This is a genomic window from Rhizobium sp. WYCCWR 11146 (genome assembly GCF_013591995.1).
GTDB lineage: Bacteria > Pseudomonadota > Alphaproteobacteria > Rhizobiales > Rhizobiaceae > Rhizobium > Rhizobium indicum.
In genome coordinates this window covers 328,277-343,534 of sequence record NZ_JACCEY010000024.1, presented here as the reverse complement: position 1 = coordinate 343,534, position 15,258 = coordinate 328,277, and the positions used below count along the sequence as shown (strand labels likewise).

At 63.1% G+C, this 15,258-nt stretch carries 15 protein-coding genes; 13 read left to right on the top strand and 2 right to left on the bottom strand.

From position 1 onward, the window contains the following. Positions 1-28 precede the first annotated feature (28 nt). Complete coding sequence (locus HX899_RS21500; protein ID WP_138329094.1) at positions 29-1,093, bottom strand: sensor histidine kinase; 1,065 nt, start codon at positions 1,091-1,093, stop codon at positions 29-31. Positions 1,094-1,371: 278 nt separating this feature from the next. Then, positions 1,372-2,817, bottom strand: a complete 1,446-nt coding sequence (locus HX899_RS21495) for an MFS transporter (RefSeq protein ID WP_181293353.1) — start codon at positions 2,815-2,817, stop codon at positions 1,372-1,374. Between the two features lie 571 nt (positions 2,818-3,388). Between HX899_RS21495 and HX899_RS21490 the strand changes: the two genes are divergently transcribed. The 13 genes from HX899_RS21490 (at position 3,389) to HX899_RS21430 (ending at position 15,252) form a co-directional block, all read left to right on the top strand. Further along, a complete protein-coding gene (locus HX899_RS21490; RefSeq protein WP_181293352.1) occupies positions 3,389-4,714 on the top strand; it encodes an ABC transporter substrate-binding protein in 1,326 nt (441 codons plus the stop codon). 132 nt (positions 4,715-4,846) lie between these two features. Then, positions 4,847-5,815 (top strand): carbohydrate ABC transporter permease, encoded by a 969-nt coding sequence (locus HX899_RS21485; protein ID WP_181293351.1) that lies wholly within the window; start codon positions 4,847-4,849, stop codon positions 5,813-5,815. Beyond that, the gene (locus HX899_RS21480; protein ID WP_181293350.1) at positions 5,812-6,765 is read left to right on the top strand and encodes a carbohydrate ABC transporter permease; all 954 of its coding nucleotides are present in this window, start codon (positions 5,812-5,814) and stop codon (positions 6,763-6,765) included. The genes HX899_RS21485 and HX899_RS21480 overlap by 4 nt, the downstream gene beginning before the upstream one ends. Next, positions 6,762-6,980, top strand: a complete 219-nt coding sequence (locus tag HX899_RS21475; protein ID WP_181293349.1) for a hypothetical protein — start codon at positions 6,762-6,764, stop codon at positions 6,978-6,980. The genes HX899_RS21480 and HX899_RS21475 overlap by 4 nt, the downstream gene beginning before the upstream one ends. Positions 6,981-6,983: 3 nt before the next feature. Further along, positions 6,984-8,081, top strand: coding sequence for an ABC transporter ATP-binding protein (locus HX899_RS21470; RefSeq protein ID WP_138329089.1), 1,098 nt, complete (start codon positions 6,984-6,986; stop codon positions 8,079-8,081). Further along, a complete protein-coding gene (locus tag HX899_RS21465) occupies positions 8,074-9,102 on the top strand; it encodes an ABC transporter ATP-binding protein (RefSeq protein ID WP_180193980.1) in 1,029 nt (342 codons plus the stop codon). Before HX899_RS21470 ends, HX899_RS21465 begins: the two co-directional genes overlap by 8 nt. A 53-nt stretch (positions 9,103-9,155) precedes the next feature. After that, positions 9,156-10,796, top strand: coding sequence for a dihydroxyacetone kinase subunit DhaK (locus HX899_RS21460; protein ID WP_181293348.1), 1,641 nt, complete (start codon positions 9,156-9,158; stop codon positions 10,794-10,796). 46 nt (positions 10,797-10,842) lie between these two features. After that, complete coding sequence (gene dhaL / locus HX899_RS21455; RefSeq protein WP_138329086.1) at positions 10,843-11,463, top strand: dihydroxyacetone kinase subunit DhaL; 621 nt, start codon at positions 10,843-10,845, stop codon at positions 11,461-11,463. After that, entirely contained in the window at positions 11,460-11,858 is a 399-nt protein-coding gene (dhaM, locus tag HX899_RS21450; RefSeq protein WP_138329085.1) for a dihydroxyacetone kinase phosphoryl donor subunit DhaM, read from the top strand. The genes dhaL and dhaM overlap by 4 nt, the downstream gene beginning before the upstream one ends. Continuing rightward, positions 11,858-12,202, top strand: a complete 345-nt coding sequence (locus tag HX899_RS21445; protein WP_097619127.1) for an HPr family phosphocarrier protein — start codon at positions 11,858-11,860, stop codon at positions 12,200-12,202. Before dhaM ends, HX899_RS21445 begins: the two co-directional genes overlap by 1 nt. Continuing rightward, positions 12,186-13,787 (top strand): putative PEP-binding protein, encoded by a 1,602-nt coding sequence (locus HX899_RS21440; RefSeq protein WP_181293347.1) that lies wholly within the window; start codon positions 12,186-12,188, stop codon positions 13,785-13,787. The genes HX899_RS21445 and HX899_RS21440 overlap by 17 nt, the downstream gene beginning before the upstream one ends. A gap of 1 nt (position 13,788) precedes the next feature. Then, the gene (locus HX899_RS21435) at positions 13,789-14,199 is read left to right on the top strand and encodes a hypothetical protein (protein ID WP_062943731.1); all 411 of its coding nucleotides are present in this window, start codon (positions 13,789-13,791) and stop codon (positions 14,197-14,199) included. A 60-nt stretch (positions 14,200-14,259) separates the two neighbouring features. Further along, positions 14,260-15,252, top strand: coding sequence for a dihydroxyacetone kinase subunit DhaK (locus HX899_RS21430; RefSeq protein ID WP_181293346.1), 993 nt, complete (start codon positions 14,260-14,262; stop codon positions 15,250-15,252). The last annotated feature ends 6 nt before the right edge of the window (positions 15,253-15,258 follow it).

The window sequence follows — 15,258 nt, the reverse complement described above, 5'->3', positions numbered from 1 at the left end:
CAAACTCAGTGCCGGACGGGAAAATCCCCTACTTCCCCTCATGCAACGAAAACACCAGCGTCGCCTTGGTTCCGTCGTGGCCGGGATCATAGGCGAAATCCGATTTCAGGCTGGCGGCCATCGCCGTCAGGATGCGTGTACCAAGGCCGGTTCCCCTGGCCGGGCTCGACGGGTCGAAACCGGCGCCGTCATCCTCGACGATGACACGCAATGCCCCATCCGTCTGGTCGACGATGACGCGGATCTCGCCCGGCACGTTGTCCGGATAGGCATATTTAAAGGCATTGGTGACGAGCTCGCTGACGATCAGCCCGAGCGTGATCACCTTGTCGGTCGCCAGATTGACCGGCTGCGCGGTGAGGACGATCCGGTGCGGCCGCTTGTCGTCGCGCATCGAGGTTTCGAGTTCGGTGAGCAGGCTGTTCAGATATTCATCGACCTGTACCGAGCCGACCTGGCGATTGGTATAGAGCCGGCGGTGCACGCTGGCGATGGCGTTAATCCGCATCTGCGTTTCGTGCAGCGCGTCGATCGCAACCTGATCCGTGGTCATCGAGGATTGCATGCGGATCAGCGCGCCGACGAGGCCGAGGCTGTTGGCGATGCGGTGATTGACTTCGGTGAGCAGCATTTCGGCAAGGTCGCGCTGCTGGCGGATCACCTCCTGCGCCTGCGCCGTCTCGCGGCGAAAACGCGCTCGTTCAAGCGCCTGTTCAAGGGCGGCGGCGAGCAGGTCGAAATAGTCGGGTGAGATCCCTTTGAGCATGTAGTCGTCGGCGCCGGCCTTCAGCGCCGCGACCGCGATGCTGGTATCGTCCGAACCCGTCGCATAGATGACCGGCGGATGATCCGGCATCGCCGTGATGCAGGGCAGAATGTCGAGGCCGGTTTCGCCCGCCAGGACATGATCGAGCACGACGGCGTCGATACCGCCTTCGCCCAGTCTTGCAAGACCGGCAGCGCCGCTCTCGGCCCACTCGACCGAAAAGCCGCGCCGGCGCAGGTTTTTCTGCATCAGTAGGGCGAGCCCCTCGTCGTCGTCGATATAGAGGATGTGGATCAGGGCATCCGCATCGCCGCTAGAATTGCTCATTCGGTCTCCCGGCGTTTTCTCGCAGCGACGACCGCCCGCAAGCGTCCGAGTCGTCCGCATGGCAATGTCGTATTGCATTGGCGGCCTGGGGTAAACAGCGGTTATCCCTCGCTCTTGTCGCAGGCGGCGCAGAAGGAGGATGTCGGGAAGCCGGCATTTTCAGACATGACCCTGGCCTGGGGAGGATCCCTGTGGAAGTCGTTGAAGGAGATGGGGAAACGAAAAACCTGAAATGAGATGCATGAACGCCGAGCGGCCCGATTGGTTCCGCGGATAAGCTAATTTTTCTGGAATTTCCGATGGCCTGAAACTTCGGCTCCCGCCTCCGCCGGCAATTGCAGGAAGCGCAGAGACGAGACGACGCCGATCACGCCGACCACGATGAAAGCCCAGCGGAAATCGGCAAGGACGGGATTGTCGGCGCCCCTGAAAGCCGAGGCAATGTTGAGCACGGCCGCCGCCACTGCCACGCCGAGCAGCATCGATACCTGCTGCAGCATGCTCGACAGCGTCGAGGCCGAGCTTCGCTGCGCCGGGCCGATATCGGCGAAAGCCAGCGTGTTCAGCGCGGTGAATTCCATCGACCGCGACAGGCCGGCGAGAAAAAGCAGCGCATGGATGAAAAACGGCGGCGTCGCCGGCGAGAGGAAACCGCAGCCGACGATCGAAAATGCTGCGATCAGCCCATTGACCCCAAGCACTGTGCGAAAGCCGAAGAAGCGCAGCAGCGGCGTCGTCACCGCCTTCATGCTGAAATTGCCGAGGAAATAGACGAGCAGATAGGTGCCGGCGGCAATCGAACTCAGGCCGAAGCCGAGCTGGAACAGCAAAGGCAGCAGGAACGGCGTCGCATTGATCGCCATTCGGCAGGCCGTGCCCGCCGACAAAGTCGACATCGAGAAGGTCTGGATGCGGAAGGCTGAAAGATCGAGCAGCGGATTGTCGACGGCGAGGAAATGCCGCGTCGCCATGACTGACAGCACGATGCCCGCCGCCAGCATTGATATGATGGGCAAAAGCCCGCCGTCCCATTTGACCGAGAGTTCGAGGGCGGCGAGCAGGAAGGTCAGCCCGGCGGCGCTCAACACAAAACCCACGAGATCCAGCCGGCCGGGATTGGTCTCGCGCTGCTCCGGCACGAAACGCAGCACCAGTGCGATTCCGAGAATGCCGATCGGGATATTGATGAGGAAGTTCCAGTGCCAGCTGGCATAGGTGGTGATAAAGCCGCCGAGCACCGGGCCGATCACCGGCGCTGTCAGCGCCGGCCAGGTGATCAGCGCAATCGCCTGGACGAGTTCGGACTTACGGGCATTCTTCAGCACGATGATGCGCCCGACCGGCGTCATCAGTGCACTGCCTGCGCCCTGGACGGCGCGCCACAGCACGAATTCCGCAAGGCTGCCGGACAGCCCGCAGAACAGCGAGGCGCCGGTGAAGACGGCGATCGACATCAAGAAGATGCGGCGCGCGCCGAACCGATCGCCGAGCCAACCCGACAGCGGAATGAAGGCGGCCATCGTCAGCATGTAGACGGTGATGCCGATGCTCATCGACACCGGCTGCACGCCGAAGCTTGCCGCCATCTGCGGCAACGAGGTGGTGACGATCGTGCCGTCGAGGATCTGCATGAAGAAGGAAACGGCCACGACCAGTGCCACGATCTTCGCCTGGCGGCCGGTCGCCGCCTCTTGCCCATTCTCGCTCGTCTCTGCCGTGGTCATGGATCTGCCAATGAAAATTCCGGATGACGCGGCAGGGGAAACGGGAAGGAAGCCGATCGGAGATCTGCCGCGCGGAGAAGCGCGGACATTGGAAAGCCGCGCACTGGCTGAATACGCCCGTTGCAGCTGGCCGGAAAGGCTAAATCTCGCACTGCGCAGGAATATTCCCGATACGGCCCGATACGTAGCGGCATCGAGCAAGAAAGGATTCAAGAAAAAGGCCCCACCGAAGCGAGGCCAAGCTTGAACCGCTCCGGGGAAAAACAGGAGCGGCGTGCAGTCCATACCGTGCGATCGATGTCGCAGCGAGGCCAGATGTCGCTGCATCGGTACGCTCGCCAAAGAATTTTTCGCGATCATGCCAAAAAAGATCGGTCCCCAAAACTATCCACTCATGTAGCGCGACACCTGTCGCATTGCAGCAATGATTGGCGCTTGCAATGTTTATAAAAATAGATATCACTAAACATATTGCTAAACATGATGATTGAGGAGTTCATGTGAGCATTCTCTGAAGTGGGTGAACATGCGACGCCGGCGGGGAGCCGGCCCTTGGTTCTGGGAGGAACTTATGCAGAAAACATCGAAAGCCCTTTTCGGGCTGGCCACGGCATTCGTCATGTCGTCGGCATTGCCCAATCTCGCCAAAGCCGATGAACTGACGCTGTGCTGGGCCGCATGGGACCCCGCCAATGCGCTCGTCGAGCTGTCGAAGGATTTCACCGCCAAGACCGGCACGCAGATGAAGTTCGAATTCGTTCCCTGGACGAGTTATGCCGACCGCTTCCTCAACGAGCTGAACTCCCATGGCAAGCTCTGCGATCTTATCATCGGCGACAGCCAATGGATCGGCGGCTCGGCCGAGAACGGCCACTACGTCAAGCTCAACGACTTCTTCGACAAGGAAGGCATCAAGATGGATGACTTCGTGCCGGCGACGGTCGTCGGCTACTCGGAATGGCCGAAGAACACGCCGAACTACTGGGCGCTGCCTGCCATGGGCGACGTCGTCGGCTGGACCTATCGCAAGGACTGGTTCGAAAAGCCGGAACTGCAGAAGGAATTCAAGGAAAAATACGGCCGCGATCTCGCAGCACCGAAGACCTACGACGAGCTGAAGCAGATCGCCGAGTTCTTCCAGAAGCGTGAGATCGACGGCAAGACCGTCTACGGCGCCTCGATCTATACCGAGCGCGGCTCCGAAGGCATCACCATGGGCGTGACAAACGTGCTCTACGACTGGGGCTTCCAGTACGAAAACCCGCAGAAACCTTATGAGATGGAAGGCTTCGTCAACTCGGCCGACGCGGTCAAAGGCCTCGAATTCTACAAGTCGCTCTATGATTGCTGCACGCCGCCCGGCAGCTCCAACGTCTATATGGTCGAATCCGCCGACGCCTTCAAATCCGGCCAGGTCGCCATGCAGATGAACTTCGCCTTCACCTGGCCCGGCCTCTACAAGGACGAGAAGGTCGGCGGCGACAGGATCGGCTTCTTCCCCAATCCGGCTGAAAAGGCGCATTTCGCCCAGCTCGGCGGCCAGGGCATCTCGGTGGTCGCCTATTCCGACAAGCGCGACGCCGCCCTGCAATACATCAAGTGGTTCGCACAGCCCGACGTGCAGGCCAAATGGTGGGAACTCGGCGGCTTTTCATGCCTGAATTCCGTCGTCAGCGCGCCGGGCTTTGCCAAGAGCCAGCCTTATGCCCAGGCCTTCCTGGACTCGATGGCGATCGTCAAGGACTTCTGGGCCGAGCCGAGTTACGCCTCGCTGCTGCAGGCCATGCAGAAGCGCGTCCATAACTACGTGGTCGCCGGCAACGGCACCGCCCAGGAAGCGCTCGACGGTCTGGTGAAGGACTGGAGCGACGTCTTCAAGGACGACGGCAAGATCTAGTGCCCGACGGGACCGGCGGCATCCCTCTGCGCCATCCTCACCAGGTTGGCGGCCCGGATCGGCAGACGAGCCGGGCCGCCAGATTTCTCATATCCTAAAAGACCCCGTGCCCCGAAACGACCAGGTGAAAACTTGACTATTTCCCAATCCTCCATCGTCGAGAAGGCAGCCGATGCGACAGCAAGGGCAACGCCCTCCTCGGTCGCCCGGCGCGTCCGCGGCCTCTCCGACAGGGCAATCGCCTGGCTGTTCATTGCGCCTGCCATCACCCTTCTCTTGGCGATCAACATCTTCCCGCTGCTTTGGGCGATCTATCTCTCCTTCACCAACTACCGCGCCAACCGGCCGAATGCGCCGGTCCTGGGCGTCGGCTTTGGAAACTACCAGCGCGTTCTCAACGACCCCGACATCTGGCAGGCAATGCAGACCACCGCGCATTTCGTCTTCTGGACGATCGTGCTGCAGACGGTGATCGGCTTCACGCTCGCTTACCTGATCGACCGCAAGTTTCGCGGCCATGCTTTCTGGACGACGATCATCCTGATCCCGATGATGCTGTCGCCCGCCGTGGTCGGCAATTTCTGGCGCTTCCTCTACGAGCCACAGATCGGCCTCTTCGCCTATGCCGTGTCGCTGGTCACAGGCATTCCGACCTCCGATATCCAGATGCTCGGCAACGTTACGCTGGCGCCCTGGGCAATCATCATTGTCGATACCTGGATGTGGACGCCCTATGTGATGCTGATCTGCCTCGCCGGCCTGCGCTCGATCCCCGACTATATCTATGAGGCGGCCGAGGTCGACCGCGCTTCGCCATGGCGCCAGTTCTGGTCGATCACCGTGCCGATGGCCCTGCCCTTCATCATGCTCGCCGTGCTCTTCCGCGGCATCGAGAATTTCAAGATGTTCGACATGGTGACGCTGCTCACCGGCGGCGGTCCGGGCTCGGTCACAGAGGTCGCCTCGATCACACTGAAGCGCGCCGCCTTCGAAAGCTGGGCGACTGGCCGCGCCTCGGCCTTCGCCATCATCCTCTTCGTCGCGGTGTTCGGCCTCGCCAACATCTACGTCAAGGCATTGAACAAGGTGAAGCAACGATGAGCGCCGCCAACTCCGCCCATTCGGTCGTCGTACCGAGCCTCACCAGCAAGCGCATCGCCGGCACCATCGTCGTTCTTTATGCGCTGATCACCCTCATCCCGCTCGTCTGGATCTTCCTGACCAGCATCAAGTCGCCGCCGGATTCGATCAGCTATCCCCCGAAGATCGTCTTCACTCCGTCGCTCGAGGGCTATTGCAACCTGTTCACGACACGCACGCGGCAGACGCCCGACTATATCGCCTCGCTGCCGGCGCCGGTCGGCACCTGCGATGAGGTGACGCGCAAGCGCAACATGGTGATAGCAGGCCCGTCGAACTTCCTGCCGCGCTTCGTCAATTCGCTGGTGATCGCCTTCGGCTCCACCTTCCTCGCGGTCTTCCTCGGCACGCTCGCCGCCTATGGCTTCTCGCGCTTCAAGATCCCGCTCGCCGACGACCTGATGTTCTTCATCCTGTCGACGCGCATGATGCCGCCGATCGCCGTCGCCATCCCGATCTACCTGATGTATCGCGAGCTCGGCCTGTCGGACACGGCGCTCGGCATGATCCTGCTCTACACCGCCGTCAACGTCTCGCTCGCCGTCTGGCTGCTCAAGGGTTTCATCGACGAGATCCCGCGCGAATACGAGGAAGCGGCGATGATCGACGGCTATACGAGACTGCAGGCCTTCCGCAAGGTCGTGCTGCCGCAGGCAACGACCGGCATTGCCGCAACGGCGATCTTCTGCTTGATCTTTGCCTGGAACGAATATGCCTTCGCCGCCCTGCTGACCTCGGGCGAGGCCCAGACCGCGCCGCCCTTCATCCCGACGATCATCGGCGAAGGCGGACAGGACTGGCCGGCAGTTGCCGCCGGCACGACGATCTTCCTGATCCCGATCCTCGTCTTCACCATTCTCCTGCGCAAGCAGCTGCTGCGCGGCATCACCTTCGGAGCTGTCCGCAAATGAGCCATCTGATAGAAACACGCACCCGCACCCCTGCCCGTCCGAAACGGCCCTTCTTCCTGCGCCGTGGCCCGATGGAGGCCATCGCTACCGTGCTGATCGGGCTCGGCTTCCTGATGCTGTTCCAGCCCTTCCTGCTGCTGCTCTACACCTATTCGCTGGTCACTCTGCTCGTAGGCACGGTCATGTTCATCATCGTCTCGAAATTCCCGGAGTGAACCATGGCGGACATCCGGATCGAAAATCTCCGCAAGGAATTCGGCAGCTTCGTCGCCGTTGAGGATTCGAGCTTCACCGTCCATGACGGCGAGTTCCTGGCGCTGCTCGGACCTTCCGGCTGCGGCAAGACGACGACGCTTCGCATGATCGCCGGCCTCGAGCTGCCGTCGAGCGGCAAGATCTATCTCGACGGCGAGGACGTCACCTTCAACCGCGCCAGCGCCCGCGACATCGCCTTCGTCTTCCAACTCTTCGCGCTCTACCCGCATATGAACGTGCGCAAGAATATCGGCTTCCCGCTGCTGTCGCAGGGCATGCCCAAGGCCGAAATCCGTCAGCGCGTCGAAGAGACCGCGCGTCTGCTGCAGATCGACCATATTCTCAACCGCTCGGTCTCCGGCCTTGCCGGCGGCGACCGGCAGCGCGTGGCGCTCGGCCGCGCCATCGTCCGGCGTCCGAAGTGCTTCCTGATGGACGAGCCGCTCGGCACGCTCGACGCCGAGTTCCGCGAGATCATGGTCCACGAGCTGCGCGAACTGCACAACCGCATCCACGCCACCACCGTCTACGTCACCCATGACCAGCATGAGGCGATGGCAATGGCCGACAAGATCGCCGTCATGAACCATGGCGTCATCGAGCAATTCGGTACGCCGCAGGAGATCTATGCAAAACCGGCGACCATGTATGTCGCCGATTTCATCGGCTCGCCGCCGATGAACTTCATGCGCTTCACCTCCGGCCTGAAAAGCGGCGATCGCTCCATCCTGCTCGACGGCGTCGATGTCGCTGTTCCCGAGATCCACCAGGACATGGCCGAAAGCGAACTGGCGCTCGGCGTGCGGCCGGAGCATATCCGCTTCAGCGACGCCTCGGCGCTGCGCGGCGCCGTCTATGGCAGCGAATATCTCGGCACCAACCAGGTCGTGGCTGTGGAAACCCAGGGTGGGCTGATCAAGGCCCGCGTTCCCGCCAATCGCAGCTTCCAGATCGGCGAAAGGGTCGGCCTCGAATTCAACCCGGCGAAACTCGCGCTCTTCGACTGCACATCGGGCCGTGCGGTGCCATCCCAGCTCTATCAGGAGACCCGGCATGGCTGATGTCGTCCTCAGGAACCTCGCCAAGCGCTTCGGCGACACCCAGGCTTTGGCCGACCTCGACCTTTCGATCCGCGACGGCGAGTTCGTCGTACTGCTCGGTCCCACAGGCGCCGGCAAGACCACGACGCTGCGGCTGATCGCCGGCCTCGAAAAGCCCGATAGCGGCGGCATCGAGATCGGCGGCCGCAATGTCGCCACTGAGGCGCCTGCCGAACGCGACGTCGCCTTCGTCTTCCAGCAATATTCGCTCTATCCGCATATGACTGTTTACGAGAACCTCGCCTTCCCGCTAAAGGCGCCGATCCGCAAGCTGAGTGCGGCGGAGATCGATCGGCGCGTGCGCGAAGTCGCGCGCATGGTCCGGATCGACCATAAGCTGGAGAACCGCTCGACCAGGCTTTCCGGCGGCGAGATGCAGCGTGTCGCGATCGGCCGGGCGCTGGTGCGCAAGCCGGCGATCTACCTGATGGACGAGCCGCTGTCCTCGCTCGACGCCAAGCTGCGCGCCGAACTACGCCTCGAGCTGAAACGCATCCAGAAGGAACTCGGCTCGACTTTGCTCTATGTCACCCACGACCAGGTGGAAGCCATGACCATGGCCGATCGCATCGGCATCGTTGCCGAGGGACGGCTGATGCAGGTTGGAACACCGCGCGAAATCTACGGCAATCCCGCCAACCTGCACGTCGCCGCCCGCCTCGGCCAGCCGCATATCAACCTTCTGCCGGCGGACCTGCTGCCTGGCGGCCAGCCGCCTGCCGGCACGAAGACGGTCGGCGCCCGCACCGAGCATCTCGACATCATCGTCGGCAAGGATGCCAATGCCGAGATCGACTGGATCGAACACCTCGGCGACCAGAACCATCTGCACATCAGGGTCCGCGATCCCAGGCAGGCCGCGCGGGAACACAAGCTCGTCACACTTGCGGATCCATATCTGGCGATTGCGCCGGGCGACCGAATCAGCCTGACGCTGCGTGATCCGCTTTATTTCGATGCGGCTGGACAGCGCCTTTCCTGACCGGCAAACAGACATGATGATGGCATGAAAAACAAACAGACGGGTCTCAATCGATGAAACACTTCTTCAACCGCAGGGAAAACATCGTCACCGAAGCCTTGGACGGTCTGCTTCTGACGAGCAGCAAGGGTCGTCTTGCCCGCCTCGACAGCTTTCCCGACATCAAGGTGATCCTGCGCGCGGACTGGGACAAGTCGAAGGTGGCGATCATCTCAGGCGGCGGCGCCGGTCATGAGCCCTCCCATGCCGGCTTCGTCGGTAAGGGCATGCTGACGGCTGCCGTATCCGGCGAGATTTTCGCCTCGCCGAGCGTCGATGCTGTCCTGACGGCGATCCGCGCCGTTGCCGGCCCGAAGGGCGCCCTGTTGATCGTCAAGAACTATACCGGCGACCGGCTGAATTTCGGCCTTGCCGCCGAAAAGGCGCGCGCCGAGGGCTTCGACGTCGAGATGGTCATCGTCGCCGACGACATCGCCATTCCCGGCATCAACCAGCCGCGCGGCGTCGCCGGCACGCTGTTCGTCCACAAGATATCGGGCTATCACGCCGAAAGGGGCGAGGACCTGAAGACGGTCGCAGCCCATGCTGCGGCTGCCGCCGGCGATATCGTCTCGCTCGGCATGTCTCTCTCCACCTGCAGCGTGCCCGGCCAGGCCCATGAGGACCGCCTCGGCGAGAACGAAGGCGAGCTTGGCCTCGGCATCCATGGCGAACCGGGCGTTGAGCGCATCACGCTGCAGCCGGTCGCCGATATCGTTTCCACCATGGTGGAGCGCCTGTCGCTTGCGCTGCGCGAAGGGGCAAGCCATGCCCTTCTCGTCAACAATCTCGGCGCCGTGCCGCCGCTCGAAATGACCGTCATCGCCAATGCCGTGCTGTCCTCGCCGCTTGCCGACCGTATCAGGCTGATCATCGGACCGGCGCCGATGATGACCGCGCTCAATATGAACGGCTTCTCGCTGTCGCTGATCCGGCTGGACGCCATTCGCGAGGCGGCGCTGACGGCGGCGGTCGAACCGCACGCCTGGATGCCCGCCGTCGAACGCCACGAGATCCAGATCATCGCTGCACCGAGAACGGCGGCCGGCTTGAACGGCGCCGCCGTAGCCGGGGAGAACAGCCGCAGCCGTCGCCTGATCACGGCGCTCTGCGAGCATCTGATCGCACAGGAAAGCGAACTCAACCGGCTGGACGGCCGCGTCGGCGACGGCGATACCGGCTCGACGGTGGCGACGGGCGCCCGTAGCGTGCTGGCCCGTCTCGACACGCTGCCGCTCGACCGGCCGGCGGCAACGCTTGCCTCGCTCGGCGATATCCTCGGCACCAGCATGGGCGGATCGAGCGGCGTACTGCTGTCGATCTTCTTCACCGCCGCAGCAAAGGCGATGGCTGACAAGGCCGAAATCGCCGCCGCCCTTCTTGCCGGGCTCGACAGGATGACGTTCTATGGCGGAGCCGCAGTCGGCGACCGGACGATGGTCGATGCGCTGTCGCCTGCCCTGCAGGCGCTCGCATCCGGCGATGTCGTCGCAGCGGCAAAGGCAGCGGCAGCGGGTGCCGAGTCGACGAAGACGATGATGAAGGCGAGAGCCGGACGCGCCTCCTATGTCGGCGAAAGGGATCTGGCGGGCATTGCCGATCCCGGCGCCGTCGCGGTTGCCGGCGCGTTTAGCGTGGTGGCAAGCCTCGCCTGACCGGCGTGAAATTCAAAAGCCCGCGGGAGGCGCGGCGACAGGGAGGATGGCAGTGCAGGCGGAACCGGTGCTTGTGGCAGGATTGATCGAGGTGTGCCGCGCGACGATCGCGGCAAACACAGATCATCTCTGCGCGCTCGATCGCGCCATCGGCGATGGCGATCACGGAACCAACATGCGGCGCGGCTGCGAGGCGGTGAGCGCCGAGGGCGAGAGCCTGTCCAGCCTGCCCTTCCCCGACGCCGTGGAAAAGATCGGCCTGACGCTGGTGATGAATGTCGGGGGTGCGGCCGGCCCGCTCTACGGCACGCTGCTGATGGAGATCGGCCGCGAGCTTCGCAAAAGTAACGAAAGGGCCGATTTTCCACAGGTGCTGAAACAGGCGATCGATGCCGTCGCAAGACGCGGTCGGGCGCATGCCGGCGACAAGACCCTGCTCGACGTGCTCTATCCCGTGCATGCGGCACTCGCCAGCCGCTCGCCGCTCGGCGCAATCGCCCGCAGGGCCGAGCGTTCCGCCAACCGCACCGCTGACATGAAAGCGATGCGCGGACGCGCCGCCTATCTCGGCGATCGTTCAATCGGCCATGTCGATCCCGGCGCGTCGAGTTGCGCGCTGCTGACCACGGCGATCTGCCGCTATCTCGGGGAGCATCGTCCGCAATGAATGGAAAGACCGCAAATGTGGGTATCGTGATCGTCTCTCACTCGCCGCTGGTGGCAAGGGGAATCGCCGATATGGTGCGACAGATGGTGGGCGACTGCGTGCCGCTCGCCTGGTCGGGCGGCAACGTCCATGGCGAACTCGGCACCGATGCCGGCGGCATCCTGAAAGCGATCGAGGCCGCCTGGTCCGATGCCGGCGTCGCCGTCTTCGTCGATCTCGGCGGCGCCGAAACCAATAGCGAGATGGCGATCGAAATGCTGGGGCTTCCCCGCTCGGGCCTCGTCTCCATCTGCAACGCGCCGCTGGTCGAAGGTGCCGTCATCGCTGCCGCTGAAGCGTCGGGGGGCGCATCATTGGCCAAGGTCGTCGCCACAGCCGAGGAACTGTCCCCCTGATGACGAGCGGATTGCGTATTGAAAAACAGGAGCCCGATCCATTGCACGTGAATTGCCAGACGGAGGTGGAAGTCAAGCACGGCGTCGGGCTGCATGCCCGCCCCTCCGTCACCTTCACGCGGCTTGCCAAGTCCTTTCCCTGTTCAATCGAGGTCGCCGTCAACGGCAGCGATATCTGGCTGAACGGCAAGAGCATCATCAAGATCATGGGCGCGAGAATCCGCAAAGGATCGATCCTCCGGATCCGCGCCGACGGCATTCTCGCCGAAGAGGCGATCCGCGCGCTGAAGGAACTCATCGAGCGCAACTTCGATGAGGAAAAGAAACATGGCCGAACCGCTTAAGCTGAAAGCAAAGAGCGCATCCCCGGGCATCGCATCCGGCCCGGCCTTTCTCGCGGAGAAGCTGAAGGCTCCCTCCGCTGCCGAGCGGCCGGACGTCGCACCCGCGCCTCGAATCGCCGGCGGATTCGGCGCACTGGAAAAGGCGATCGACATCTCGATCAGTGAACTCGAGCACCTTGCCGAGGGCGCCGACGCCGAAAGCCGCGATATCATCGATTTCCAGATCGAGGTGTTGCGTGATCCGACGATCGCTGAGGCGACGGGCGCACGCATGCAGGCCGATGAGAACGTCGTCTTCGCCTGGGTCGCCACCCTGGACGCCTATATCGGCGAACTCGAAGCGGCCGACGAGGAGCAGATGCGGGCCCGCGCCGTCGATATTCTCGACATCAAGAACCGCGTGCTCGGGGCGCTCGCCGGCACCCCGATCGCCGATTTCCCGCCCGGTTCGGTCTTCATTGGCAAGGATATGGAGCCGAGCCGATTTCTCGCCCACGACTGGTCGAAAGGCGGCGGCATCGCGCTGTTCGCAGGCAGCACCGCCGGCCATGTCGCCCTGCTCGCCCGGGCGAAATCGGTACCGATGGTGGTCGGCACCGGTCGCTTTTCGGCAGCAGATGGAGATCCCGTTCGCGTGGATGGCGACACCGGTGCGGTCGTCCTGAAGGCCGGCGGCATGCTGATCCCGGCACCGGCACAAACACCTGCCCGCGACATGCATACCGAAAGCGGCGAGCTACGCACGGCGGACGGCGTGCCGATCCTGCTCTCCATCAACATCAACGATCCCGCCGATATCGACGCGCTCGATCCGGCAACGGCAGGCGTCGGCCTGATGCGCTCGGAATTTTCATTCACCTCGATCGCCGATGCCGCCAACGAGGAGCGCCAGCTGGCGATCTATCGCCGCGTGCTGGAGCAGGCGGGCGACAGGCCAGTGACGATCCGCATGCTCGATATCGGCGGCGACAAGCCTCTCGCCGGCCTTGAAGACCTGCCGGCTCTCTCCACTTCTGGCCTGCGCGGCATCCGGCTGCTGCTTGCCCGGCCCGAAATCGCCAGCGTGCAGGCGCGCGCCCTGTTGCGCGCTGCCGTCTTCGGCAGGCTGTCGGTGATGCTACCGATGGTGACCTTTCCCGACGAGATCGACAGGATGCGCGAAATATTCCGCGAGGAAGCCGAAAAGCTCGGCCGCCGTTCCCTGCTCCATCGTATGCCGCCGATCGGCATGATGGTGGAGGTACCATCAGCAGCATTGATGCTCGACACCTTCGGCTCGGCGGCGTTCTTCTCGTTCGGAACCAACGATCTCACACAATATCTTGCAGCATCCGCCCGTGACGATATTGACGCCGATGCCGGCAAGGCGGCGCCCGCCGTACTCCGGCTGATTGCCCAGGCGGTGAAGCTGATCGCCGGCAAGCCGGTCAGCATCTGCGGCGACATGGCCGGCAATCCCAGCTATCTGCCCGGGCTGCTCGCCGCCGGCCTCCGGCATTTTTCCGTGGCGCCGGCCCGGCGTCCCGCGATAAGATCGGCGATCATCGGCCTCAACGCCGATGGCACAAGGGCAGCCGGAGAGTAGAATGGCGCGCGAAGACACCGAAGACGCCATTATCGCCTACAAGTCCATTCTGGCGCAGATCATCGACAACAGGCCATCGGGCACACGCCAGCGCCTGGCGACGGCGCTTGGAAAACATCGCAGCTTCGTCACCCAGATCACCAGTCCGACCTATGCAACGCCGCTGCCGGCGCGCCATCTGGCGACGATCGTCCGCGTCTGCCATTTCAGTGCCGCCGAACAGGAACGCTTTCTCGAAGCCTATCAGGCCGCCCATCCCGGCAAGCTGCCGGACCTCGGCCATTCCGAGAAATTGCGGCACCTGTCGCTGATGGTGCCCGATTTCGGCGACGACAGGAAAAACCGCCTGCTGGAAGAGGCGATCTCCGATCTGGTGCAGAAGATCGTCGCGATTTCAGGGGCAAGTGAGTAGTGGTTAGTGAGAGTGAGCAGATTGACGTAACGTAATGCCCTTGGCCTTGGGAGGGGCTTGATGAAGAAGTTCATGAACACTGCGGAAACCATGGTCGCCGAAAGCGTCGAAGGCTTCGTGCGCGCCCATGAGGCCTTCGTGGTGTTCGGGCCCGAGCGCAAGTGCATCCGCCGCCGCCATCTTACCCCTGGCAAGGTGGCGCTAATCTCCGGCGGCGGCGCCGGTCATGAGCCGATGCATATCGGCTTCGTTGGCCACGGCATGCTGGATGCCGCCTGCGTCGGCCATATCTTCACCTCGCCGACGCCGAGCCAGATCATTGCCGCCATCGAAGAGACCGATACCGGCGCCGGCTGCCTGCTGGTGGTCAAGAATTACGACGGCGACCTGATGAATTTCGAAATGGCGATCGAGATGGCCGGCGACCGCCACAGCCTCGAGATGGTCGTCGTCAGCGACGATATCGAGACGTCGAGAACAGGCGAAGACCGTGGCCGGCGCGGTGTTGCCGGAACGCTGATCGTCGAAAAGCTCCTGGGTGCTGCGGCCGAACGCGGCATGTCGCTTGCCGAGTTGAAGCAGCTTGGCGAGGGATTGAACACACGCATCCGCTCGATGGGTGTGGCGCTGAACGGCGTGACGGTGCCGCAGACCGAGCGAACGACGTTTGCGCTCGGACCCGGCGAGGTGGAAATGGGCGTCGGCATCCATGGCGAGCCCGGCCATGCCAGGCAGGCTTTCGCCGCCTCCGACGCCATCATCGGCCATCTCTGCGAGACCATCGCCGGCGACATCGCGGCAGCGCCTGATACCAAGGCGTTGCTCTTCGTCAACGGCCTCGGCGGCACGCCGCCCGCCGAACTCTACCTCGCCTATAATGGCGCCCGCCGCTTCATCGAGGAAAGAGGCATCCCGATCGAGCGCTCACTGGTCGGAACCTACGTCACCTCGCTCGACATGCAGGGACTGTCGGTCACCCTTGCCTTGCTGACCGACGAGGAGATCGTGCTCTGGGACGAGCCGGTGGCGACGGCGGCTTTGCGTTGGCCGTGAGGGGCA